The organism is Rhodococcus sp. NJ-530 (assembly GCF_003860625.1).
Lineage (GTDB): Bacteria > Actinomycetota > Actinomycetes > Mycobacteriales > Mycobacteriaceae > Rhodococcus_F > Rhodococcus_F qingshengii.
Genome location: NZ_CP034152.1, coordinates 1620444 through 1643277 on the forward strand (window position 1 = coordinate 1620444; position 22834 = coordinate 1643277).

At 62.7% G+C, this 22834-nt stretch carries 22 protein-coding genes; 10 read left to right on the forward strand and 12 right to left on the reverse strand.

Features of this window, described 5'->3' with window-relative positions; all coding sequences use genetic code 11:
• Positions 1-99 precede the first annotated feature (99 nt).
• Together ppk2 and EHW12_RS07555 are read left to right on the forward strand one after the other, a co-directional pair.
• Positions 100-1014 carry a polyphosphate kinase 2 gene (gene ppk2, locus EHW12_RS07550; RefSeq protein ID WP_024487730.1) on the forward strand — a complete coding sequence of 305 codons (915 nt, stop codon included), beginning with the start codon at positions 100-102 and terminating at the stop codon, positions 1012-1014.
• Between the two features lie 51 nt (positions 1015-1065).
• Positions 1066-1899 (forward strand): alpha/beta fold hydrolase, encoded by an 834-nt coding sequence (locus EHW12_RS07555; RefSeq protein ID WP_125050458.1) that lies wholly within the window; start codon positions 1066-1068, stop codon positions 1897-1899.
• Between the two features lie 4 nt (positions 1900-1903).
• Here EHW12_RS07555 and EHW12_RS07560 read toward each other — a convergent pair whose 3' ends face one another.
• The 3 genes from EHW12_RS07560 to EHW12_RS07570 all read right to left on the reverse strand — a co-directional run bounded on the left by EHW12_RS07560 (position 1904) and on the right by EHW12_RS07570 (position 6361).
• Entirely contained in the window at positions 1904-3955 is a 2052-nt protein-coding gene (locus tag EHW12_RS07560; RefSeq protein WP_125050459.1) for a prolyl oligopeptidase family serine peptidase, read from the reverse strand.
• Between the two features lie 84 nt (positions 3956-4039).
• The gene (locus EHW12_RS07565; RefSeq protein ID WP_007733734.1) at positions 4040-5056 is read right to left on the reverse strand and encodes an alpha/beta hydrolase family protein; all 1017 of its coding nucleotides are present in this window, start codon (positions 5054-5056) and stop codon (positions 4040-4042) included.
• 255 nt (positions 5057-5311) lie between these two features.
• Positions 5312-6361, reverse strand: a complete 1050-nt coding sequence (locus tag EHW12_RS07570; protein ID WP_007733735.1) for an alpha/beta hydrolase family protein — start codon at positions 6359-6361, stop codon at positions 5312-5314.
• Positions 6362-6594: 233 nt separating this feature from the next.
• Between EHW12_RS07570 and EHW12_RS07575 the strand changes: the two genes are divergently transcribed.
• The 3 genes from EHW12_RS07575 (at position 6595) to EHW12_RS07585 (ending at position 10210) form a co-directional block, all read left to right on the forward strand.
• Positions 6595-7581, forward strand: coding sequence for a membrane dipeptidase (locus EHW12_RS07575; protein ID WP_125050460.1), 987 nt, complete (start codon positions 6595-6597; stop codon positions 7579-7581).
• 49 nt (positions 7582-7630) lie between these two features.
• Positions 7631-9034, forward strand: a complete 1404-nt coding sequence (gene lpdA, locus EHW12_RS07580) for a dihydrolipoyl dehydrogenase (RefSeq protein ID WP_003941477.1) — start codon at positions 7631-7633, stop codon at positions 9032-9034.
• 183 nt (positions 9035-9217) lie between these two features.
• The gene (locus EHW12_RS07585) at positions 9218-10210 is read left to right on the forward strand and encodes an iron-siderophore ABC transporter substrate-binding protein (protein WP_003941550.1); all 993 of its coding nucleotides are present in this window, start codon (positions 9218-9220) and stop codon (positions 10208-10210) included.
• Here EHW12_RS07585 and EHW12_RS07590 read toward each other — a convergent pair.
• The gene (locus tag EHW12_RS07590) at positions 10186-10635 is read right to left on the reverse strand and encodes a helix-turn-helix domain-containing protein (RefSeq protein WP_007735410.1); all 450 of its coding nucleotides are present in this window, start codon (positions 10633-10635) and stop codon (positions 10186-10188) included. The genes EHW12_RS07585 and EHW12_RS07590 overlap by 25 nt on opposite strands.
• A gap of 118 nt (positions 10636-10753) precedes the next feature.
• Between EHW12_RS07590 and EHW12_RS07595 the strand changes: the two genes are divergently transcribed.
• A complete protein-coding gene (locus tag EHW12_RS07595; protein ID WP_125050461.1) occupies positions 10754-11605 on the forward strand; it encodes an SDR family oxidoreductase in 852 nt (283 codons plus the stop codon).
• Positions 11606-11658: 53 nt separating this feature from the next.
• On the opposite strand, the gene EHW12_RS07600 is transcribed toward EHW12_RS07595, so the two are convergent.
• Positions 11659-13260 carry an MFS transporter gene (locus EHW12_RS07600; protein WP_125050462.1) on the reverse strand — a complete coding sequence of 534 codons (1602 nt, stop codon included), beginning with the start codon at positions 13258-13260 and terminating at the stop codon, positions 11659-11661.
• A 68-nt stretch (positions 13261-13328) separates the two neighbouring features.
• Between EHW12_RS07600 and EHW12_RS07605 the strand changes: the two genes are divergently transcribed.
• On the forward strand, positions 13329-13904 hold the full coding sequence (locus tag EHW12_RS07605; protein ID WP_003941498.1) for a TetR family transcriptional regulator: 576 nt from the start codon (positions 13329-13331) through the stop codon (positions 13902-13904).
• Between the two features lie 3 nt (positions 13905-13907).
• Here EHW12_RS07605 and atzF read toward each other — a convergent pair whose 3' ends face one another.
• The 6 genes from atzF to EHW12_RS07635 form a co-directional block, all read right to left on the reverse strand.
• A complete protein-coding gene (gene atzF, locus EHW12_RS07610; RefSeq protein ID WP_125050463.1) occupies positions 13908-15617 on the reverse strand; it encodes an allophanate hydrolase in 1710 nt (569 codons plus the stop codon).
• A 17-nt stretch (positions 15618-15634) separates the two neighbouring features.
• Positions 15635-16336 carry a GntR family transcriptional regulator gene (locus EHW12_RS07615; RefSeq protein ID WP_019744458.1) on the reverse strand — a complete coding sequence of 234 codons (702 nt, stop codon included), beginning with the start codon at positions 16334-16336 and terminating at the stop codon, positions 15635-15637.
• A gap of 76 nt (positions 16337-16412) precedes the next feature.
• Positions 16413-16946: a carboxymuconolactone decarboxylase family protein gene (locus tag EHW12_RS07620; RefSeq protein ID WP_003941526.1), complete on the reverse strand. Its 534-nt coding sequence runs from the start codon at positions 16944-16946 to the stop codon at positions 16413-16415.
• Positions 16943-17749 (reverse strand): SDR family NAD(P)-dependent oxidoreductase, encoded by an 807-nt coding sequence (locus EHW12_RS07625; protein WP_125050464.1) that lies wholly within the window; start codon positions 17747-17749, stop codon positions 16943-16945. Before EHW12_RS07625 ends, EHW12_RS07620 begins: the two co-directional genes overlap by 4 nt.
• A gap of 96 nt (positions 17750-17845) precedes the next feature.
• A complete protein-coding gene (locus EHW12_RS07630) occupies positions 17846-19066 on the reverse strand; it encodes an MFS transporter (protein WP_125050465.1) in 1221 nt (406 codons plus the stop codon).
• 9 nt (positions 19067-19075) lie between these two features.
• A complete protein-coding gene (locus EHW12_RS07635) occupies positions 19076-20065 on the reverse strand; it encodes an LLM class flavin-dependent oxidoreductase (RefSeq protein WP_039973481.1) in 990 nt (329 codons plus the stop codon).
• A 227-nt stretch (positions 20066-20292) separates the two neighbouring features.
• Between EHW12_RS07635 and EHW12_RS07640 the strand changes: the two genes are divergently transcribed.
• Genes EHW12_RS07640 through EHW12_RS07650 form a run of 3 tightly spaced genes read left to right on the forward strand, consistent with a single transcriptional unit; the run spans position 20293 to position 22166 of the window.
• Positions 20293-20922: a SipW-dependent-type signal peptide-containing protein gene (locus EHW12_RS07640; protein ID WP_007735401.1), complete on the forward strand. Its 630-nt coding sequence runs from the start codon at positions 20293-20295 to the stop codon at positions 20920-20922.
• 7 nt (positions 20923-20929) lie between these two features.
• Complete coding sequence (locus tag EHW12_RS07645; protein ID WP_241199122.1) at positions 20930-21547, forward strand: hypothetical protein; 618 nt, start codon at positions 20930-20932, stop codon at positions 21545-21547.
• A gap of 10 nt (positions 21548-21557) precedes the next feature.
• Positions 21558-22166, forward strand: a complete 609-nt coding sequence (locus tag EHW12_RS07650) for a signal peptidase I (RefSeq protein ID WP_054827776.1) — start codon at positions 21558-21560, stop codon at positions 22164-22166.
• Positions 22167-22518: 352 nt separating this feature from the next.
• On the opposite strand, the gene EHW12_RS07655 is transcribed toward EHW12_RS07650, so the two are convergent.
• Positions 22519-22740, reverse strand: a complete 222-nt coding sequence (locus EHW12_RS07655; protein ID WP_042923314.1) for a hypothetical protein — start codon at positions 22738-22740, stop codon at positions 22519-22521.
• Positions 22741-22834 lie beyond the last annotated feature (94 nt).

The following is a 22834-nucleotide window of genomic DNA, read 5'->3' on the forward strand; positions in this document are numbered from 1 at the left end:
CCCCATCTGCACCCTGATCTTTTGAGGCCGCCGTGTCATACCCCGGTAGTTCATCCCAGCTTCACCGAACAGTTGCTGCGGGAGACTAACTTGTCGGCGGTGACCGATTTAGCAGAACGCCGACCGTTCCTCAGCGCCTTCGCGGATCTCTCGACCGCCGTCGATCTGGCCGACACCGCCGCCTTCACCGTCGACGACAATGACGACGACGATCCGGTGCTGCTGACGTCGCCGGACGGTTTCGAGGTCGACACCTGGCGGGAGGGCTACCCGTACGACGCACGGATGCCTCGGGACGAGTACGAAATGTCCAAGCGTCTGCTGCAGATCGAACTCCTCAAGCTGCAGAACTGGTCGAAGGAAACCGGCGCACGGCACGCCATCGTGTTCGAAGGACGCGACGCTGCCGGCAAGGGCGGAACGATCAAACGATTCATGGAGCACCTCAATCCTCGCGGCGCACGGGTCGTCGCATTGGAGAAGCCGTCGGCTCGCGAGTCGACGCAGTGGTACTTCCAGCGCTACGTGCAGCACCTTCCCGCCGCCGGGGAACTGGTGATGTTCGATCGATCTTGGTACAACCGGGCCGGGGTCGAGCGGGTCATGGGTTTCTGCACCGACGAGGAGCATGAGCGATTTCTGCGCCAGGTGCCGTTGTTCGAGCAGATGCTCGTCGACGACGGCATCAGCTTGATCAAGTTCTGGTTCTCGGTTTCCCCGCTGGAGCAGCGCACGCGGTTCGCGATCAGACAGGTCGATCCCGTTCGGCAGTGGAAGCTTTCGCCGATGGACATCGCTTCTCTGGACAAGTGGGATGCGTACACGGCGGCGAAGGAAGAGATGATCCGGTTCACCGATACCGACACCGCTCCGTGGACCGTCATCAAGAGCAATGACAAGAAACGCGCGCGGATAAACGCGATGCGTCACGTGCTCAGTCAGTTCGATTACGACAACAAGGATTACGAGATCGTGGGTACTCCGGATCCGCTGATCGTGGGAAGCCTCGAATAGTCGGCGCGTGGGCTCTGCCCATCCGCGGCGTGGGTGGTTAGTGTGAGTTGAATGGAGACCGTACCGATCCAACTCCCCGACGGCACCGTGACCCCGGTCCGTCTGTTTCCCGGACCGAACGACGACGCACCCGTGGTGGTGATGTTGCCCGGGCTCGGAGTTCCCGCCGGGTTCTACGATCCGGTGGCGCAGGCCCTGGTCGAAGCCGGCTTCAATGCGGCCATCGGTGAACTGCGTGGCCAAGGTGACAGCAAACCGCGCCCGAGCGCGTCGAGTGTTTTCGGATATCAGGAACTGGTCTCGATCGATTGTCCGGCGACGTTCGAGGTGGTGCGTGAGCGGTTTCCGGCCAGCACACCATTTCTGATGGGGCACAGCATGGGCGGCCAGATCGGGGTCATGTACGCGTCGAGGATTCGGGGCCGGCTCGGCGGACTGATCCTGGTTGCCTCCGGATCGCCGTATCACCGCGGATTCCCCGGAATCCGTGCGCCCGGACTCTATCTGGGTTCGTCCGCGATGTCGGTGACAGCCAACATCGCCGGCTTCTGGCCGGGAGACCGGGTCAACGTCGGCGGCTTCGGTCGACAGTCGAAAGTACTGATCACCGATTGGGCACGGTTCGCCAGGACCGGTCGCATGGAACCCGTCGGTGCGGATATCGACTACGAGGAGCGGATCGCTCGCCTGACCTTGCCGGTTCTGTCGATCACGATCGAAGGGGACGATCTCGCTCCACGCCGGTCGGCAAAGAACCTGGTGGACAAGCTCTCCGGGGCCCAAGTGACGATGAAGCACATCGACGAACCACTCGGTCACAACGGTTGGATACGCAATCCCACCGCTGTGAGCGAGCGCGTCGTCGCGTGGTTACGCGACCGCTGAAAGATCAGCCGAGTTTCTGCCAGAGGAACTCGTAGGTCAGCGCAGTCTTGAAGGCCAGCTGAGCATTGTCCGCGGCGCCGCCGTGGCCACCCTCGATGTTCTCGAAATACAGCACCGGCTTGCCGACCTCTTCCAGCCTTGCAGCCATCTTGCGGGCATGCGCGGGGTGGACGCGGTCGTCGCGGGTGGACGTCGCGATCAGGATCGGTGGGTACGACGCGGCGGCGTCGATGTTCTGATACGGCGAGTACTCCGAGATGAATGCCCACTCCTCCGGGACATCGGGGTCACCGTATTCGGCCATCCAGGACGCGCCGGCCAGCAGGAGATGGAATCGGCGCATGTCCAGCAGCGGGACCTGGCAGACGATGGCGCCGAAGAGTTCGGGGTACTTGGTCAGCATGATGCCCATCAGCAGGCCGCCGTTGCTACCGCCCTGAGCTGCCAGAAGATCCGGGGTCGTGATTCCGCGATCGACGAGGTCTCTCGCGACGGCAGCGAAGTCTTCGTGCACCTTGTGGCGCCCGGCCTTGAGAACCTGTGTGTGCCAACCGGGTCCGTACTCGCCGCCACCACGAATGTTCGCAACCACATAGGTTCCGCCCTGCGTCAGCCAGGCACGGCCCAGAGAACCGCTGTACGACGGTGTCAGCGAGATCTCGAATCCGCCGTACCCGTAGAGCAGGGTAGGGCCGGGCTCGCTACGCGGACTGCGCACCACGAAGTACGGAACTTGGGTGCCGTCGGCAGAGGTGGCGAAGAACTGCTCCGTGGTGATGCCCTCGGCGTCGAAGAACGCGGGAGCCTGCTTGAGGGCAGTGGGTTCGGTTTCGCCGATCACGCCGTGCAAAAGAGTTGCAGGGGAGGTGTATCCACTCGAATTGACGAAGTACTCGTTGCTGACATCAGGGTCGGTGTCGAGAATTTCGATACTGGTCAGTTCTGGAAGCCCTTCGAAAGGTCGATCCTCCCAGCCGTTTTCGCCCGGCGTCAGGATTCGCAGCGTCGTGCGCACGTCGGTCAGGACCACCAGAATCAGATGATCGCGTGTCCAGGTGTAGTGCTCGAGCGAGGAATGTGCGTCGGGTTCGAAGATCGATGTCAGTGCTCGTGAGCCGGCAAGGAAATCGTCGTAACGGATGGCAAGCAGTGCGCCGGTCGGATATTCGGTGTCCTCGACGGCCCACACGGACTTGGTGCGGATCAACAACCACTCGTGGTGAATCGAGATCCCGGCGTCCTCGGGGACGTCCACGAGCACCAGTTCACCGTCGGGGCGAACTTCGAAATGCTGAGAGTTGTAGAAATCGACCGAGCGAGTGACGAAGTCCCGTTCGAACCCGGGCGTCGGATCGTGCGAAGCCGAGATGGCCACGTCCGTGGCCTGGCCCTCGTAGACGGTCTCGGCGCTGGAGAGGGGAGTGCCGCGCTTCCACCGCTGGGCCAGACGGGGATATCCGGAATCGGTGAGCGACCCCGGTCCGATATCCGTTCCGACGTAGACGGTATCGATGTCGATCCAGTCGATGTCGGTCTTGGCCTCGGGAAGGTAGAAGCCGGGATTCTCGCCCTCGGGAGCGAGGAACTCGCGCTTGTCGATGTCGAACTCGCGAACGACCGCCGCGTCTGCCCCGCCGCGGGAGAGGCTGATCAATGCACGGTTGCGGTGTGGCCGTAGAAGTTGCGTGCCCTTCCAGACCCAGTTCTCGCCCTCGGCCTCGGCCAGGGCGTCGAGGTCGACCAGGACGTCCCATTCCGGGTCGTCGGTGACGTACTGATCGAACGTCGTGCGTCGCCACAATCCGCGAACGTGGGTGCTGTCGCGCCAGAAGTTGTAGAGGAACTCACCTCGACGGCGGACGTAGGGGATTCGCGCGTCGGTATCGAGGATCTCGCGCACGTCGCTCTGTAGTCGATCGAAGCGCTCGTTGTCGGTGAGCTGCTCCTCGGTCACGGCATTGTGCTGACGGACCCAATCGAGTGCAGACTCACCGGTCACGTCTTCGAGCCAGAGGTAGGGGTCGTCGCCGGTGGTGGGCTGCTGATCGGAAGTCATACGTCCATTCTTACTGCTCGCTCCCGACAGCACTCGACCCCGCTCCCGAAACACTGGAGCGGGGTCGAGTGAGAACGAATCGGGTCAGACGCCCAGGGAGTGAGCGAGCATCGGCCAGGAGTTGTGGAGATCGTCCTGCCAGTAGCCCCACGAGTGGGTGCCGGTCGGCTTGAAGTCGAAGGTGGCCGGGATCTTCAGATCGCTCAGGCGGTAGGCGAGGTTGTGGGTGCAGTAGTTGACCGCTGCCTCGATGACGCCGCCGACGATTGCCTGGTTGGCGAGCGCACCGACCTGACCGTTGATCGCGGGATTGGCGAGAGTGTCGTGTGGACCGGGGAGTCCCGAGCCGGTGGAGACGTAGAGCTCGGTGCCGCGGAGCTTCTCGGCGTTGAGGACCGGATCGTTGTCCTTCCATCCCTGACCGTCGAGCGGGCCCCACATGTTGGTGATGTCAGCTCCACCGCGGGTACCTGTGACAAGTTCGATCGCACTCTGACCGACGGGGGTGCTGGTCTCAGCGCATCCGCTGTACGCCCCGACGCCCTTGTAGAGGCCGGGAGCCGCGATGGCGAGGTTGAGGACCGAGGTCGCGGTCATGGAGATCGCGGAGATCGACTGGACCTTGTTGGTGTTGAACTCGGCGTCGATGACGGGCGGGAGTTCCTTGGTGAGGAACGTCTGCCACTTCTGGCGACCGAGAACCGGATCGTCGTTCACCCAGTCGGTGTAATAGCTGAACGCGCCTTCGAGTGGAGTGACGACGTTGACGTTCTTGTCCTGGAAGAAGTTCATGACGTCGGTCTTGCGTTGCCAGGTCGCCGAGTCTTCGCCGCCGCCTGCACCGTTGAGCAGGTAGAGCGTCGGGCGGGGTTCGCTGTTGTCTGCGGGGAGGATGACCTCGAGCGGGATGTTGCGATCCATCGCCGGGGAGAAAACCGAGATGGTGACCTTGCGGTCGCCGGTCTTGGTGTTGCTCACGACGTGCGATCCGGACGTGTCACCGCCCGCAGAAGCTGTCGCCGGACTGATCAGCATCGGCAGCACCGTGGCCACTGCGAGAGCTGCGATCACACTGCCACGCTTGAAAATTCGAGCACGCATACGTTCGGATCCTCCACCTGAATGTCTTCGGATCCGGAACGGATCGAAGTGCCTGTGAGCCCTTACTGGAACAGGTTCACTTTTTGTTATGTGTCAGTAAAGCAGAGCGGGCGCAGAAAGTGACGCGATTCGATTGCCTGACAATTGAATTGGCCCCGGAATTAACCCCCGAATTAACCCCCGAATCGGCCCAGACAAGCACTCGACCCCGCTCCCGGAAGTGCAGGGAGCGGGGTCGAGTCGGAACGATTTCGGTCAGATGCCCATCGAACGAGCGAGCATCGGCCAGGAGTTGTGGAGATCGTCTTCCCAGTAGCCCCACGAGTGGGTGCCGGTCGGCTTGAAGTCGAAGGTGGCCGGGATCTTGAGATCGTTGAGGCGGTAGGCGAGGTTGTGGGTGCAGTAGTTGACTGCTGCCTCGATGACGCCGCCGACGATCACCTGGTTGGCGAGTGTGCCGACCTGTCCGTTGATCGCCTCGTTGTTCAGGGTGTCGTGCGGGCCGGGGAGTCCGGAGCCGGTGGAGATGAAGAGCTCGGTGCCGCGGAGCTTCTCGGCGTTGACGACGGGGTCGTTGTCGATCCAGCCCTGGCCGTCGAGGGGGCCCCACATGTTGGTCACGTCAGCGTCGCCGCGCATGCCCACAACCAGTTCGATGGAGGACTGGCCGACCGGTGTGCTGGTCTCGGCGCATCCGCTGTATGCACCGACGCCCTTGTAGAGGCCCGGAGCTGCGATGGCGAGGTTGAGGACCGAGGTCGCGGTCATCGAGATCGCGGAGATCGACTGGACGCCGTTGGTGTTGAACTCGGCGTCGATGACGGGCGGGAGTTCCTGGGTCAGGAACGTCTGCCACTTCTGACGGCCGAGGGACGGGTCGTCGTTCACCCAGTCGGTGTAGTAGCTGAATGCACCTTCGAGCGGGGTGACGACGTTGACGTTCTTGTCAGCGAAGAACTCGTTGACGTCGGTCTGACGCTGCCACGTCGCCCGGTCTTCGCCGCCGCCTGCACCGTTGAGCAGGTAGAGGGTCGGGCGGGGTTCGCTGCCGTCTGCCGGGAGGATGACCTCGAGCGGAATATCGCGTTCCATGGAAGGGGAGTACACCTTGATGGTGGCGATGCGCCCGTTGTCCGTGCGGCTCGAGAGCTTGGAACCCGTTGTGTTTGCCTTGGCAACAGTTGCCGTGGTGGTCGACGGATCTCCGCCTGCGGACGACACTGCAGGGCTGATCAGCATCGGCAGCACGGATACTGCGGCTACAGCGGCGACCAGACGGCCACGCTTGAAAGTGCGAGCACGCATACGTTCAGAAACCTCCACCTAAAATTCCTTCGAATCCGCCCAGGAGTGAACGGTCCTTTGTTGCTGTTCCCGTACGGGAATTCATGCTGGGTACATGCTCTGTCGATAGGTACAGGGCGTGTGAGTCTTGTAAGTTCTACCGCATCGGTGCGTTATCCGCCAGTGAACCAGAGATTTGCTGAACGTACGACCAGTTTCAGGTGAATTTCCCTGATCATCGACGGGATTAGTGAGTGAACCGGACATATCCACTATGGGAACAACATTGTTGCCTACCTCTGCAGTCGAACGCGTCTGTCGAAGATCTTCTCCGATATCAGCGCCCAGCGGGGAGTTACGTTTCGGTGAACGTCGGTTACTCGCCGCAGACTCGCGCGGACTCGACGGCAATCGCCAAGAGTTTCGCGTGGCAGGCGCGGGTCGAGTTCCCGGAGATCACCCCTGTCTTCAGCGTCGACGGCGTCGTCGAGATTCAGGAGTCCGGCGGAATCGCCCTGGCCTTCGACCTGGAGGACTCGAATCCGCTGGAGGGAGACCTGGCCAACGTCTCGTACTTCTACGACCTCGGAGTCCGCTCGATGTTGCCGACGTATAACTACATGAACGCTGCCGGCTGCGGCTGCTTGGACCTGGCGGACACGGGGTTGAGTGGATACGGCCGTGACCTGGTTGCCGAGATGAATCGCGTCGGAATGACGGTCGACGGCTCACATTGTTCGGTACAGACGGGGTTGGACATCTCAGCTATCACCCAGCGAGCAATGATCTACAGCCACTCGAACCTCCGAAGGTTGTGGGAGCATCCGCGCAACATCACCGACGATCAGGCCAGAGCGTGTGCGGAGACCGGCGGCGTAATCGGGGTCAACGGCGTGGGCATATTCCTCGGCGTCAACGGACCGGATGACGACCAGGCTCGGCTGTCCGCGATGGCCGACCACATCGAAGAGGCTGTGGGACTCGTCGGCATCGATCATGTCGGGATCGGCTCCGACTTCTCCTTCGACGCCGACGACTTCCGCGAAGAGATCGAGCAGAACCCGTCGTCGTTCTCCGAGGCGTACACCGCGTGGGGGCCACTGCAGTGGACTCCTCCGGAGGAGGTGCTGACACTTGATCAGGTATTGCGTGAGCGGGGCTTCGACGAGCCGTCGATCGAGGCCGTGTACGGCGGAAATTTCGCCCGAGTTGCCCGAGAAGTGTGGGCTACCGACGGGTAATACGACCATCTGGGGACAGCGAAACGATGCAGGACTACCCTGGTGAATCGTGACCTCACACTATGACGTCGTTGTCCTCGGAGCCGGCCCCGGTGGGTACGTCGCTGCTATCCGCGCGGCACAACTGGGCCTGAGCACCGCCATCATCGAGCAGAAGTACTGGGGCGGTGTATGCCTGAATGTCGGCTGCATTCCGTCCAAGGCGCTTCTCCGTAACGCCGAACTCGCGCACATCTTCACGAAAGAAGCGAAGACGTTCGGCATGTCCGGAGACGTGTCCTTCGATTTCGGCTCCGCTTTCGATCGCAGCCGCAAGGTCGCGGACGGGCGAGTCAAGGGCATTCACTTCTTGATGAAGAAGAACAAGATCCCGGAGTACGACGGCAAGGGCACGTTCGTCGACGCCAACACCATCAGCGTGGAGCTGAGCAAGGGTGGCACCGAGACGATCACGTTCGACAACGCGATCATCGCGACGGGTTCGTACACCAAGCTGCTGCCCGGCACCTCGCTGAGCGAGAACGTCGTGACCTACGAAGAGCAGATCCTCACCCGTGACCTTCCGGGTTCGATCCTCATCGTCGGTGCCGGCGCGATCGGCATGGAGTTCGGTTACGTCCTCAAGAACTACGGCGTCGACGTCACGATCGTCGAGTTCCTCGATCGGGCACTGCCCAACGAGGACGCCGACGTCTCGAAGGAAATCGCCAAGCAGTACAAGAAGCTCGGCGTCACCATCAAGACCGGTGCCGCTGTGCAGTCCATCAGCGACGACGGCAGCAAGGTCACCGTCTCGATCAAGGACAACAAGTCCGGCGAGATCGAGACCGTGGTCGTCGACAAGGTTCTGCAGTCCGTCGGCTTCGCACCGCGCGTGGAGGGCTTCGGTCTCGAGAACACCGGTGTCGCGTTGACCGATCGCGGCGCCATCGCGATCGACGACTACATGCGCACCAACGTCCCGCACATCTTCGCCATCGGTGACGTCACCGCCAAACTGCAGCTCGCGCACGTCGCGGAAGCTCAGGCTGTCGTCGCTGCCGAGACCATCGGCGGCGCGGAGACGCAGACACTCGGTGACTACCGGATGATGCCGCGTGCGACGTTCTGCCAGCCGCAGGTCGCCTCGTTCGGTTTGACCGAGGAGCAGGCCAAGGCCGAGGGCTACGACGTCAAGGTCGCGAACTTCCCGTTCGCTGCCAACGGCAAGGCACACGGTCTCGGTGACCCGACCGGTTTCGTCAAGCTGATCGCCGACAAGAAGTACGGCGAACTGCTCGGCGGGCACCTCATCGGGCCGGACGTTTCGGAACTGCTGCCCGAGCTGACCTTGGCCCAGAAGTGGGACCTCACGGTCAACGAGTTGGCACGCAACGTCCACACCCACCCCACACTCAGTGAGGCACTGCAGGAAGCGATCCACGGCCTCGCAGGCCACATGATCAACTTCTGACGGCAGGGCCTTCGGCCCCGTGCGCCTTTTCGGTAGTTCGCACTACCGGAAAGGCACACGGGGTTTTTCGTCTTTTGTGTCGAGTTGTGTTGCGAAACCGCCATCTGAGGCCTTCGAGTCGGGGTGTAGGCGCGCAACGCATTAGCGTCCCGAGTCGACCATTCGGCTTTCGAAGGACCACTCATGAAAACTCGTTCCGTACTGCTCGCGGCTTGCGTCGCGCTGACGCTCTCCGCCTGTGGAACCTCAGGTCACTCCGGATCGGACACCGAAGCTTCGGGTGCCGCCGAGGCGGGGGCGTTCCCCGTGACCGTCGACCACGCCTACGGTTCGACGACGATCGACGCGGAGCCTATGCGCATCGTGACCATCGGATGGAGTGGCCAGGATGCGGTGATCGCACTGAACAAGGTTCCGGTCGCCATGGAGAGCTTCTCCGGCGACGGCATCGAGAACAACATCCTGCCCTGGGACGCTTCGCGTCTGAACGGTGCCAAGCCCGTTCTCATGACGACCAATCCCGATATCCCGTTCGAGCAGATCCTCGGGCTCGATCCCGACGTGATCCTCGCCGTCTACTCCGGCATCGACGAGGGCGAGTACAAGCGCCTCAGTGACATCGCGCCGACCGTCGCGTTCCCCGACCAGCCGTGGGATACGGCGTGGGACAAGCAGATGAGCATGATCGGTGCAGCGCTCGGACAGCCGGAGCAGGCTCAGACGCTGATCGACGAGACCGGGGCGTACTTCGAGAAGCAGGCCGCTGATCACCCACAGTTCCAGGGCAAAACCGCAACGTATGCAATGCGCACCGACGAGGGCCTGATCGTCTTCTGCGGCACCGACCCGCGGATCCGTCTTCTCGGCCAGCTCGGGGTGAAGACCTCGCCCGGTGTCGACGCAGTGTGCACTTCCGGCGACAGTTCGGTGTCCGTGGGCATGGAATCCATCGACACACTCGACGCCGACGTCTTCATTCTCGTCGACGCCGACGGCACCAACCTGGACAAGCTGATGTCCTTCGGTCCGTTCGCGAACATGACCTCGGTGTCGAACGGCCGTCTGGTTCGTCTGGTCGGAATGGACTACGCGATGGCTACGTCCGCTCCGACGGTGCTGAGCGTTCCCTACGCATTCGACGAGTTCATCGCTCAGCTTTCGGACAAGTTGAGCTGATTCCGGGCGTCGTACGACGCTTGTGACGCAACGATTTTCGGCACCTGCGATTCGAGTAGTTCGATCAGGGCCGTGATCTTTGCGGCGACGTCGGCGCCGAGTTCGGTCAGGCTGTATTCCACTTTGGGCGGGATGGTTTCGAGTACCTCACGGTGCACGAGGCCATCCCGCTCGAGTGTTTGCAGGGTCTGTGAGAGCATGCGCTCGCTGACTCCGTCGACGCGTCGGCGCAGGGCACTGAACCGGTACGGGCCCTCGTTCAATGCCGCCAGCGCGAGTGCGCCCCAGCGTCCGGTTGCATTCTGCAATGCCGCCCGAGAGTTGCATCCGCGAGCGAAGACGTCAGCCTCGAGGGTTGGGTCCACGACGTCGGCATTCGGATCAGGAGTCTGGGCAGCACGTGAAGGTGAGTCGGTGCTGGTCATGAACCCAGGCTACTACTGCACGATCCGATAGCGCTAACTCTCCGTGTTGCACTTACGAAAAATAAGTGCATGATGGTTGCAGAACGCATTTACGCTTCAACCTGGATCGGGAGTTCGTATGAGCATTGCAGTCACCGGCGCAACCGGAAACCTCGGACAACTGGTAGTCGAGTCGTTGATCGAGCGGGGAACCGCCGCGTCCGACATCGTCGCAGTGGTCCGCAATCCACAGAAGGCGGAAAGCCTCGCCGCCCGCGGAGTAGTTGTACGCCAAGCGGACTACGCCGATGCCTCGGCGTTGGAAACCGCATTGGCGGGCGTCGACAAGCTGGTGCTGATCTCGGGAAGTGAAGTGGGGTCACGGCTCGCGCAACACACCAACATCATCGACGCGGCGAAGGCTGCCGGCGTCGTATTCATCGCCTACACGAGCATCTTGAATGCTCAGGACACGCCGATGAAGCTTGCTGCCGAGCACAAGGCGACCGAGGACGTGCTCACTCGGAGCGGTATTCCGTTCGCGCTGTTGCGCAACGGTTGGTACTGGGAGAACTTCACCAACGACCTGGCCGGTGTGATCGAACGCGGCGCACTGGTCGGTGCGGGAGCGGAAGGCAAGATCGCGGCTGCGGCGCGTGCGGATTACGCCGACGCCGCAGCAGTAGTCGCGACCACCGATGGCCACGAAGGTGCAGTGTACGAGTTGGGCGGTGACGAGAGGCTCACCTACGCCGAATTGGCCGAGAAGATCAGCGAGTTTGCCGGCAAGCCTGTCGCGTACCAGTTCGTGGACGAGCAGGCATACGAAGGCATTCTCGAGAGCGTCGGACTGCCTGCACCTGTTGCGCAGATCCTCGCCGATTCCGATGCTGCAATTGCCAAGGGGGCGTTGGACACCGAGTCGGGTGACCTACAGAAGTTGATCGGCCGCAGCAGCACTCCGGTGGCTGAGGTGTTGAGGAAGGCCTGACCTGCTGTGCGCCTTTATTAACCGCGGGCGGTTAATAAAGGCGCACAGGGGGGTTACCCCATGTGGACTGCACCCTCGGCGGGCAGATCACCCTTCTTGGCGCGGACCAGCACCAGCACTACCGGTGCGATGATCGCCAACAGGATTGCCGCCCAACCGAATGCGGCCGAGTATCCGGATACCTCGGCGCCGAAGAAGTAGTCCGTCATCGAGGCGACGAAGTCCTGCACCGGCTGGGGGAGTAGCGCCAATTGGTCACCAGTCGGGATGGTCGCGTTCGACATGTCGACAGGAATGCCTTCCGGCGGGATCGGCGCCGCGTTGTCGGCGGTGAAGGCCGACTTTGCCGAAGCGTAGATCGTGGTGAACAGTGCGGTTCCGAGTGCGCCGCCGATCTGCAGGGTGGCGTTGACCAGGGCACTGGCAGCGCCGGCGTCGTGGTCGGGGACACCGATCAGTGCGAGGTTCTGCATCGGCACCATCAGCAGACCCAGTCCGAAGCCGAAGATCGCGAGGCCGGGGAACACGTGCGTCCAGTAGGAGCTGTGTACCTCGATCTGGGTCAGCATGAGCAGTCCTACTGCTGCCACCAGCGGGCCGGCGACCATGAGCGGCTTGGGGCCGATCTTGGTGGACAACTGCGCTGCGATGGTCGACGCCAAGACGATGAAGAACGCCATCGGCAGCGATCCGACGCCGGCCATGACCGGGCTGAATCCGAGCACGATCTGCAGGTAGAACGTCAGGTACAACGTGCCGCCGAGCAGGGCGGCGCCCACCAGCATGGAGCCGATCAGAGCAGCGCCGCGATCGCGATGGCACGGAACGCTCAGCGGTAGAAGCGGATTCTTGCTGCGGCTCTCGACGACCACGAAGATCGCGAGGAAGACCAGACCCAGTGCGATGAACAGCAAAGTGTCCGCCTGACCCCAGCCGTGCTCGGCGCGTGTGAATCCGTAGACCAGTGAGCCGAGCCCCAGGGCGATGAGGACAGCGCCGGGAAGGTCGTAGCTCGTGTCGCCGTGCGCTTTGGTTTCCTTGACGATCGGGACGGCCGCAGCGATGGCGATCAGCGCGATCGGGATGTTGACGAGCAGGCACCAGCGCCAGTCGACGTACTGCGTCAGCACTCCACCGAGGAGAAGGCCGATAGCAGCGCCACCGCCGGAGATCGCGCCGTAGACGGCAAAAGCCTTGGCGCGCTCCTTCTCTCCGATGAAGGTGGTGGTGAGCATCGACAGCGCGGCGGGCGCGAGCAGTGCTGCGAAGACGCCCTGGCCGGCGCGGGCGATGAACAGTTCGATACCGCTCTGCGCGATGCCGCCGATGCCGGAGGCAACCGCGAAGCCCGCCATGCCGACGATGAAGGAGCGCTTGCGGCCCCAGTAGTCGGCGATACGTCCGCCGAGGAGCAGCAGCGCACCGAACGCCAAGGCGTACGACGTGACCACCCACGCGCGGTCAAGGTCGCTGATGCCCAGTTCTTCCTGGGCTGCCGGTAGGGCGATGGAAACGATGGTGCCGTCGAGCACCACCATGAGTTGAGCGAACGCGACGATGCAGAGCACCAGCCAGCGACGTTGATGATTCGGATTCTCGGAGACAGCCGGGATCGGTGGCAGAGTGCCGCCGTCGACGTGGGACGTGGTGGTCATTGGAAAAAGGTATTCCAGCCTTCTCGGGTGAGTCAAACGAAATAGTTCGTTCGGTTACCATCATCACTATGGCTCCCACTGACGTGACCGCGACGAAACAGCGAATCCTCGACGCTGCGCAAGAAGAATTCGGCACCTACGGGCTTGCCGGTGCGCGCATCGATCGGATTGCGAAGAACGGAAACGCCAGTAAGGAGCGCCTCTACGCCTATTTCGGTGACAAGGTCGCGTTGTTCCACGCGGTGCTCGACGTCGACTTCGAGCAGGCGATGGAATCCGTCGAGTTCACCGGTGAAGACATGCCCGCGCATGCCGTCGAACTGTTCGACGCAATGCTCGGCAAACCACAGATTCAACGGATGATGATCTGGGGTCAATTGCAGGGTGAGGCACCACGGATGAAGAAGCTGGCCGAGGAACATTCCAGCTGGGTTCCGCGAATGGCCACGATTCGCAAGGCTCAAGAAGACGGCCTCATCTCGAAGCACTGGGACCCCCAGGACCTGATCACGATGCTGTTCGGCCTCGTGTTCGGCTGGGTGGTGGCCCCCGGTGTGGCCGACAACCAGAACGTCGACGCCGACGAGATCGCGCGCCGCCGTGAAGTGGTGCGCGAGGCCGTCACTCGAATCTGCAAGCCGTGACTGTCAGCGAGAGAGGTACGCGGCCCAACCGCCGTAGTCGGTGATGTCAGCTGCGCCGTTTACGGCGTCATGAGTGCAGCTGAAACCGACTGTCGTTCTGCCGTCGGATAACTCGACGCTCGTGAGCGCCATCGGTGCAGGCAAGGCGGCGAGGAATGTTCCCAGCCCGGCCGGTGAGATTCGGAAGATCTCGCCGACGACCGGTGCGCCGAGTCCAGGGCCACGGCGTACCAGGCCGGGCTTCGGTGGCGTCGTGTCGAGAGCGAAGAGCCGGTAGGCATCCGAGGTCGTGACGGTTTCGACGTACCGCGCGCCGAGGTCGACCAACTGTGTGTTGAGGGGTTGCCCGCGCAGGTGAGCGCCGAATACTGCGAGGTCGATTCCGGTATCGACGAGGGTAGGTGAAGGCACACCGCCGAGTCGCGCAGCGAGGTCGATGGCGCTCTGGTCGTCGAAAGCGGGTACGACGAACATGACGCCGAACGGGTGATCTTCGGCAGTGCGGTGTCCGGGCGCCGCGACGGCCGCCATGTCGAGCAGGTTGCAGAAGTTGGTGAAAGTTCCCATCCGGCGGTTGATTCCGAACGGATCCTCGGTCACGGCGGCAATCGTCGGGTGTTCGGTGGTGGTGGGAAGCAGTAGGGCGTCGAACCCGGCGAGGAGTTCCCGGGCGGCAGCCTTGGCGCGGGTGAGAGCATCGAGATCGTCGACTAGCTGGTATCCGGTGGGGTGCTTCGCACCGAGCACGATGTCGGACACCGCGGGATCTGCTCCGGCAGGACGAGTTTCGAGGAACTCGCCGGCAGCGGCGTACCGCTGCGCCACTACGGCGCCGTCGTAGAGCAATCGGGCCGCGTCGAGCAGCCCGGAGATGTCGACGGTCTCGGTCTCGGCGCCGCCGGCTACCAGAGCTGTCACAGTGTCCTGAAATGCTGCTGTATACGACGGGCTCAGTTGAGCGAGATCCTCGATTCGGGGGACGGCGACGCGGGGATTCGGCGCCGCCGCGAGACGAACGTCGGAAGGCCAGACGCGGCTGCGGGGATCCCGAGGTTCGTGGCCGATCATGATTGCCGCTGCCGCGGTTGCCGATTCGAGGTCGTCGGCAAATACCGTCAGAGCGTCGTAGTCCACGCAGGCGGGCACTACTCCGTGGGCTGGGATGACGCCGAGCGAGAGCTTGAGTCCGTAGATCCCGTGGAACGCTGCCGGCACCCGGCCGGAACCGGCGGTGTCGGTGCCGATTCCGATGTCTGCAATTCCCAGCGCGACAGCGACGGCGGATCCGGAGCTACTACCGCCCGAGATCAACTCTTCGTCCCAGGCGCAGCGAACGGCTCCGTACGGACTGCGCGTTCCGACCAGTCCGGTGGCGAACTGGTCCAGATTGGTCTTCCCCAGAACAACAGCCCCGTGCTCGATCAACCGCGCAACGGCACTGGCGGTTTCGTCCGGCGAATACGCGAATTCGGGGCACGCCGCTGTGGTCGGCAGACCGGCGACGTCGACGTTGTCCTTGACGGCGACCAGACGCCCAGCCAGAGGAAGATGCTCGCCCGTGGCGATTCTGGCTTCGACCGAAGCGGCATCGGCAAGCACATCTTCCTTGCGGCGCAACGTGATCCAGACTTCGGGGCGATCTACTTCCTCGATCCGCTGGAATGCCTGCTCGACCCGGGCTGTCGGGGTGAAAACTTCTGCTGCGATGGTCATGGTGTGTACTGCTCCGATCAGTCCGTGATGTTGGCGAGTGAGAGCGCGGTGATCGCGCGGGTCACCCGGTCGAGGACGACGTCGAGAGACTCGCCGATGTGCTGGTGCAAAAGCGTGCGGGCCTCGGGCAGATTGCCGGCACGTAGTTCTTCGAGGATTCGAATGTGCTCCGCGATCGAGGTGTCGATGCGGCCGTTGACCATGAAGTCGTACATCCGAACGTGCCGGATACGGGAATTCACCGACAGCAGCGACGCGACCAGTTCATTGTTTCCCGACGCCCTCAGTACGGCGACGTGGAATTCCTCGTCCAGTTCGACGAACCCCGGTTCCTGAGCGGGCGGATCGAGAGCCAGGGCACGCCACCGCACCAATTCGTCGTCGAGGATTGTTCGGTCGTGCCGGATCGTCGGATCTGCGATCGCCCGGGTAATTCCTTGTAGTTCCAGAGTGATTCGGAGTTCATACAGATCTCGGATCCGCGGGATACTCGGGCGCACGGCGGAGAACCCGTACTCTTCCCGGCGCAGGAGTCCATCGGCGCACAGCATCGTCAACGCTTCCCGTACTGGTGTGCGAGAAATGCCGAAACGCGTGGAGAGTTTCGGTTCCGTCAGGCGCTGATCGAACCCGATAGTCCCGTTGACCAGTTCGGTGCGTAGTTCCCGGTAGACCACCTCACGCAGTGGCTCCGGCGCCGTATTCATCCCTGTCGACATACCTGTATACGCTATTGATCAGGTGTTTCGTCCAGATGTCTTCGGGTTAGAGCTGAGTTACGGCCGCCGCGGAACTTCAGGAGAAGTCGCGCTGAACCCGCAAGGTTCCGATCGTGGTGGCCAGGCCGTCGTACTGAGTGACCAACAAGGTGAATTCGATCAACCGACGATCGTCGAGATGCTGCGAGAGCGTTCCCCACGTGTCGTCGGTGACGTCCTTGGTGGTGACCAACTCGTCGACCGCAGTCAAGATCGCACGGTGACGCGGACTCAACTCGGAAGCGCCAGGGCCCTCGATGATTCGGGCCAGTTCTTCTGCGTCGATTCCGGCTTTGCGGCCGAGCCTGATGTGGTGATCCATCTCGTAACCGCAGTCCCGCAGGTGCGCGACCCGCAGGATGATCAGTTCGGTGTCGTGGCGAGAGATCTTGCCGCCGGGCATGAGTGAGCCGGAGTAGTGCAGCCAACCGCGGAAGAGTCCACCCGTGCGCCCCAAGGTGCTGAACAGATGCGCATCGGGTGCTCCGGCAGCCTTCGACAGGACACGCCAGATTCCCCAGTTGATCGGACCGAGGTCCTTGAATCGGCCGGGCGGGATGCGGGGGTTCATGCGACTCCACGGATGTGAGAGGGACGGAGGTCGATAGCTCGTTGCGCGATGTGGCGAACCGCGGCGCTGCGGCGGGGCGCGTGTACGCGTGACTTCCGGCCGACGATACCGCGCTCGAACGCGTCGACGGCGTCAGCGACGGTCGTGGTGCCGGCGCTGGCGAGGGTTCCGCGAGCGCCGTCGAAAGAGAGTGCGGTGGTATCGGTGTCGATGTCGCCGATGTACGCGACGCCCACCTTGGTGCCGAGGTGTTTCATTTCCAAGCGCAACGCGTCACCCAACGCGTCGACGCCGGCGCGCGAAGCACCGAACGGTCCGCGAAACGGATGCTTGGCGGCGCCGTGGGCCGAGGCGACCACCAGGGCGTAACCGTTTTCGTGACTGATGTGCGGACCTGCTGCGCGCAGGGTGTAGTACGTGCCCATGAGGTTGACTTCGACGGCGCGGCGCATGTCCGCAGGGTCGCCGCCGAGGATCGACGAGTTCGCCTCGACCCCGGCATTGGCGACGACGACGTCGATGCCTCCCAGCTTCTCAGCGATGTAGTCGACGCCGCGAGATACCTGCTCGAGGTCGGCGACGTCGCACAACTGCCACGGCGCGCGGCCGCAGGAAGTGGCGACTTGTTCGAGAAGTTCAGGCTCGAGGCCGAGCAGTCCCACGGACGCACCACGGTCGTACAGGCGTCTGGCCAGCGAAGAACCGATATTGCGGGCAGCGCCGGTGATCAGGATGCGCCGACCCGTCAGGTCGTCCGCACTACTCTTGGCCGATTCGGCCTTGCCCGCCTCGCTCTTGCCCATTGCTGTGTCCCTACGCAGTGACCTTCTGGTCCTCCGACGCTAACACCGCCGGGTAGCTGCGACTGCAAGTACCGCCAACTCCGTCCGAACGGGTGTTCAGACCGATGCGGCTTCGAGACGCGGATGTGACGAGGAAGCCTGGGTCGACCGCAATCGACGGAATCGGACCACGGCAACGACGGCGGCAACAGCGGCGAGGATCACCAACGGCAGTGACGGACCCATCGTGGGTTCGATGACAACAAGTAGCACCGGCAGTCCGAATCCGAGATAGGTGCCGACGTAGAAGATCCCGGTCAGGGCGCCCCGCGAGGCCGGGGGAGCCAGCGACTCGAGGTCGAGCAGTCCCTCACGCAGACACAGTCCGTAGGCCGTACCGAGGACGAGCGCGCAGACGATGAACAACCCGAGCGCGGGGTGCGCGCCGCCGACTGCGACCAGGCAGTATCCGAGTGCCGCCAGTGCGGCGCCTGTCGTGCCGGCCTGAGGACCCCAATTGCGATGGCGCGCAGCGGTTTGAACCAGGATTCCAGCACCCAGAGTCAGCGCCGCCGCGAAACCCGGAAGGAGAGGACCTGAGTAGCGGTCCCCGAGCCTGGCCGTCATGGTCACGAAAGACACTGTTGCGCTGGCGAACACCCATGGAGCCAACGGAAGTGCCCAGAGCAGCGCATTTGCGACGGAGCGCTCCGCGCCGTCTGGCGCATTTGCGACGGAGCGCTCCGCGCCGTCTGGGACGGGTGTGATGGTCGCGGCTTCTACGGGAACGGGTGTACGACTCCACACAGCTGCCGCGGTAACCGAACCCACCGACAAGACGGCCGAGACGACAAAGGGCGTAGCGAGTGGGAAGGCGGCAAATTGTGCCAACAGACCCGAAAACAGTGGTCCCAGTGCAAAACCCGAGGTGAGTACTACGCCCGCCATCACGGTTCCGGACTTGCCGCGAAGGTCAGCCGCCCACGCGGTGCCGGCGCCGATTGCCAGACCGGCACCGATACCGACAACGAGGCGCCCGACCATGAGCCCGGGCGCGTCGTGCCAGAGAAGAAGAATCAAGGTTCCGAGCGAGGCTATGAGCGCTCCGGGCAGGACGACTACAGCTCGGCCGACGCGATCCGACAGTGCTCCACCGGTTAACAGGCCGGGTAGGAGTCCGAGCGCGTAGATACCGAAAACACCGTCGAGCACGGTATGCGAAAGACCCTCGTCCACCCGGAGAACCGGGATGAGCGAAGCAAAGTGGTTGGCGGCCCAACCCGTCGAAAGTAGAACTGCCAGTACCGAGATGAACCCGCGACGGGATGGATCGCCCATACCGGCAGCTTAGGCGGGTACCAGATCGCTCACGTCGGCGAGGAGTTCGAACGTGCGCAACCAAGCCTCGCGGTTGGTGCCGGTCGACACCGTGATCAGCTCGTCGGCCTGTGCATGCTCGGTGAACTCGTCGAGGTAGGCGCGGACCTCCGTGGGCGTGCCGATGGCGCTGTACTTGGTCATCTGCAGAACCTGCTGACCCGCGGGGGAGTCGAGCAGCATGTCCGCTTCGTCGTCCGTGAACTTGCGTCCGCGTCCGAGAAGAAGGCTGACGCGCGAACGCTTGGCCGCGAGGAAGTCCTGCTGAGCCTGCTCATGGGTGTCGGCGGCGATGACGTTGACGCCCGCGATGACGTACGGCTCCGCCAACTGCTCCGACGGTTTGAACTCGCGTCGATAGATCGCGACGGCGTCGCGCAGGGCGTTGGGGGCGAAGTGCGAGGCAAATGCATACGGCAGGCCGAGCATCGCGGCGAGCTTGGCTCCGAACAGTGACGATCCGAGAATGTAGAGCGGAACGTGAGTGCCCTTACCGGGAACGGCATTGATTCCGGGGACGCGCGAAGTGTCGCCGAGGTAGCCCTGAAGCTCGAGTACGTCCTGCGGGAAGCTGTCCGAAGAACTCGGGTCGCGTCGCAAAGCCTGCATGGTCTTCTGATCACTACCGGGCGCGCGACCGAGACCGAGATCGATGCGACCCGGGTGCAGAGTCTCGAGGGTGCCGAACTGCTCGGCGATCGTCAGCGGCGCGTGGTTGGGCAGCATGATTCCACCGGCGCCGAGGCGGATTTTGCTGGTGTGCGCGGCGACGTGGCTGATCAGAACGCTGGTGGCCGAAGACGCGATGGAACCCATGTTGTGGTGCTCGGCATACCAGATTCGCTTGTAACCCCACTCCTCGGCACGCTGCGCCAAGGTCACGCTGGCGTCGAAGCTGTCTTTGGCGGTTTCGTTGTCGCCGATGTGGGCGAGATCGAGGATGGAAAGTGGGACGGCCATGAATGTGGTGCCTTTCTCAGCGAATAGAACGCAAACGTCGTTGGAAGGTGCAACCATCTGGCCGGCTTTCCTATTTCCGCCTGGTCAGCGCCCACGAATGGTAGCGAGGCGGACAAGGCGTGAAGTTCTTGTCTCGATTTCGGTCATTTCGGATATTTCGGATGAAATTGGGGGCTAGATTTCCCGAATCGGAGGTTCTTTCGCATTCCAAGTGAATCGAGACCAGCATGGCCACTGATCGGAAGGCTGTAAACAAGCGCAAAGTACGTGCGTTACTTGCCGGAGGACTTGTCCTCGGTATCGGCGCCGCTGTCACCTTGGCGGCGTGGACAGACAACGTTTTCGGCGACGCGCAGTTCAAGACGGGAAGTTGGAATCTCCAGGGCAGCTTCGACGGACTGACGACCTGGGGTGAGTATCAAGTGGACGCTTCCGCCGGCCACTTCCAATTCAGCACGGGATTCGACGCACTCTCACCCGGAACGACGGTATACGCGCCGGTAGCGCTTCGGATCGGTCCCACGGCCAGCACTTCCGGCGCGACGGTACAACTACTCGGTGCAACGGGCGGTGATACCGACCTCAAACCCGCCCTGCGGTACTCGGTGTATCGAGGTGTCCCCTCCACGACCTGCACGGCAGCGGGAATTGGAGCAGGAACAGCATGGGTAGGCACGACAGCCAGTCCGGTGGCCTTGACGGCAGGTTCGGGTTCGGATGTCACCTTGCTAGGCACGGGCGTGCCGGTGGAACTGTGCTTCGCGGTCACGCTGCCTGCCGGAGTCGACCCTTCGATCGTGTCGGGCAAGAACACCGGGCGCTTGCTCTGGCAGTTCACCGGCCAGTCCACCCCCTGACGCCTGCGTGGTCACACGGCGAATGCGTCAGGTGTACGCACTGGCGGCCTCGGGACTCGTCCTGGGTATCGGTGCAACCACCGTGGCGGCCAGTTGGGTGGACAGCACGATGGGCGATGCATCGTTTCGCACCGGAACATTCGGAATCGAGTCGAACGTCGGCGGCGGATGGTCGTCGCATTCATCCAGTGCCCCTGGCGTTTTCACGTACACGCCCTCGGCGCTCCTGATTCGCCCCGGTGCGTTCTCGTACGGCCCGATATCTCTTCGAACAGTGCCGGTCTCGCCGGCAGCATCCGTCACTCTGCAGGCGGCCACGGTTGCCGGCGACTCCACTCTGGCGTCGGCGCTGCGGTATCGGGTGGTCAAGTCGACGACCTGTGATGCGTCGGCCTTCTCCGCGGGAACACCACAATTCGTGGTGGGAAGTGCGACGGTGTTTCCGTCGCTCTCAACTGGTTCCGCAGTCGGGGCCATCGCGCTACCCACCGGTGGAGCGTCCCCGGGCGCCGCGGTGGCGCTGTGCTTCGAGATTTCGCTGCCCGCAACCTCGGCTAATTGGAGCAACTCGGCGCTGACCGGTAAAACGGCAACTCCCACTTGGCAGTTCAGTGCAACACCCTGAAGGAGCTGCAATGCCAACACATGCCCGGGCAACACATGCCCGGACGAAGAAGCGTTCGGTCCCCACGATCATCGGGGACTGCATCCTTCAGGTTCTTGCAGTCGGTGGGGTCATCTGTATCGCTTTGGTGATCTGTGCCTTCGTTTTCGACATCACACTGATCATGTTCAAGACCGGATCGATGTCGCCGACCATTCCAACCGGATCTCTGGCAGTTGTGCGGGAAGTACCGGCAGATTCCGTCGAGGTGGGCGACGTCGTCACCGTCGATCGGGGAGTGTCCGAACTGCCGGTGACCCACCGGGTCGTCTCCGCTCGTACCCAGGACAACGGCATCACGATTCTCGATCTCAAGGGTGATGCCAACGCTTCGGCTGATCCCGCGGTATACGAGGTCACCACGGTCCGAAAGGTGCTCTGGCACGTTCCGGGATTGGCGCGGGTGATCGTCTACTTCTCGAATCCTCTTGTTCTGGGGGCGATCACGCTGACCATGGCCGCTTTGGTGGTCGCGGTATTCTGGCCGCGCAATACCGATGACGACGATGATGCCGACTCGGCCGACCCGAAAACCGAACCCATTCAGGTTCTTCTACCGCCAGACGGCGGTAGACAATGAAGCGTCGCCACCTGTTTTCAGTCATCATATTGGCAGTTGCGGTTGTTCTGGGCTCTGGTTTCTCGTCTCACCCACTCCTCGGAGAGACAGAAGCGGCGTGGACAGACTCCGAGTACGTTACCGGCCCGATTTCCACCGGTTCATGGACGACGAGTGGGTACGGCAGAGGCGCCGGCGGGCTCGGGTTGTCCAGTGGCGGAATCGTGATAGATCTTTTCGGCAGTTCGATGTTCGAAGGTGTCTCACAACAGAACACGATTGGAAAGGACCTGGACACAACCAATCTGGTGGTAGCAAAGCTACTGGGCGTCAACTCGTTGTCCCGGACCGGATCGATCTCGTCGTGCGCTGCCTACTCGGTCGGGCAGCCTGCGAGCGGCCGCTGCCAGTCGGCAATTGTTTCGGATACCGATGCGACGTCGACACTCACCTCGATGACCGTGACAGTGAACTTGCTGTCTCTACTGGGGGTTGATCTGGTCAGTGCGCCGATAGTCACTGTGGCATCGCCGATTACGGCAGGGGCTGCGTGCGATACCTCGAACAGGGCATCGGTATCGGCGAGTAGCCCCACGAATCAGGTGACGGTGGGATCTCGCGTCCTCACGATTCCACAGCCTGCCGAGAACGCATCGGTGACGGTAACAGGGGCGGACGCCACTGTGAAC

What these genes read in the sequence shown, in the direction of transcription:
- EHW12_RS07630 (WP_125050465.1), bottom strand. Translation starts at nt 19,066, where the DNA reads ATGGGCGATCCATCCCGTCGCGGGTTCATCTCGGTACTGGCAGTTCTA.
- EHW12_RS07565 (WP_007733734.1), bottom strand. Translation starts at nt 5,056, where the DNA reads ATGCGTGCTCGAATTTTCAAGCGTGGCAGTGTGATCGCAGCTCTCGCA.
- EHW12_RS07640 (WP_007735401.1), top strand. Translation starts at nt 20,293, where the DNA reads ATGGCCACTGATCGGAAGGCTGTAAACAAGCGCAAAGTACGTGCGTTA.
- EHW12_RS07650 (WP_054827776.1), top strand. Translation starts at nt 21,558, where the DNA reads ATGCCAACACATGCCCGGGCAACACATGCCCGGACGAAGAAGCGTTCG.
- EHW12_RS07585 (WP_003941550.1), top strand. Translation starts at nt 9,218, where the DNA reads ATGAAAACTCGTTCCGTACTGCTCGCGGCTTGCGTCGCGCTGACGCTC.
- EHW12_RS07615 (WP_019744458.1), bottom strand. Translation starts at nt 16,336, where the DNA reads ATGTCGACAGGGATGAATACGGCGCCGGAGCCACTGCGTGAGGTGGTC.
- EHW12_RS07625 (WP_125050464.1), bottom strand. Translation starts at nt 17,749, where the DNA reads ATGGGCAAGAGCGAGGCGGGCAAGGCCGAATCGGCCAAGAGTAGTGCG.
- EHW12_RS07595 (WP_125050461.1), top strand. Translation starts at nt 10,754, where the DNA reads ATGAGCATTGCAGTCACCGGCGCAACCGGAAACCTCGGACAACTGGTA.
- EHW12_RS07620 (WP_003941526.1), bottom strand. Translation starts at nt 16,946, where the DNA reads ATGAACCCCCGCATCCCGCCCGGCCGATTCAAGGACCTCGGTCCGATC.
- EHW12_RS07600 (WP_125050462.1), bottom strand. Translation starts at nt 13,260, where the DNA reads ATGACCACCACGTCCCACGTCGACGGCGGCACTCTGCCACCGATCCCG.
- EHW12_RS07605 (WP_003941498.1), top strand. Translation starts at nt 13,329, where the DNA reads ATGGCTCCCACTGACGTGACCGCGACGAAACAGCGAATCCTCGACGCT.
- EHW12_RS07555 (WP_125050458.1), top strand. Translation starts at nt 1,066, where the DNA reads ATGGAGACCGTACCGATCCAACTCCCCGACGGCACCGTGACCCCGGTC.
- EHW12_RS07570 (WP_007733735.1), bottom strand. Translation starts at nt 6,361, where the DNA reads ATGCGTGCTCGCACTTTCAAGCGTGGCCGTCTGGTCGCCGCTGTAGCC.
- EHW12_RS07560 (WP_125050459.1), bottom strand. Translation starts at nt 3,955, where the DNA reads ATGACTTCCGATCAGCAGCCCACCACCGGCGACGACCCCTACCTCTGG.
- EHW12_RS07635 (WP_039973481.1), bottom strand. Translation starts at nt 20,065, where the DNA reads ATGGCCGTCCCACTTTCCATCCTCGATCTCGCCCACATCGGCGACAAC.
- atzF (WP_125050463.1), bottom strand. Translation starts at nt 15,617, where the DNA reads ATGACCATCGCAGCAGAAGTTTTCACCCCGACAGCCCGGGTCGAGCAG.
- EHW12_RS07590 (WP_007735410.1), bottom strand. Translation starts at nt 10,635, where the DNA reads ATGACCAGCACCGACTCACCTTCACGTGCTGCCCAGACTCCTGATCCG.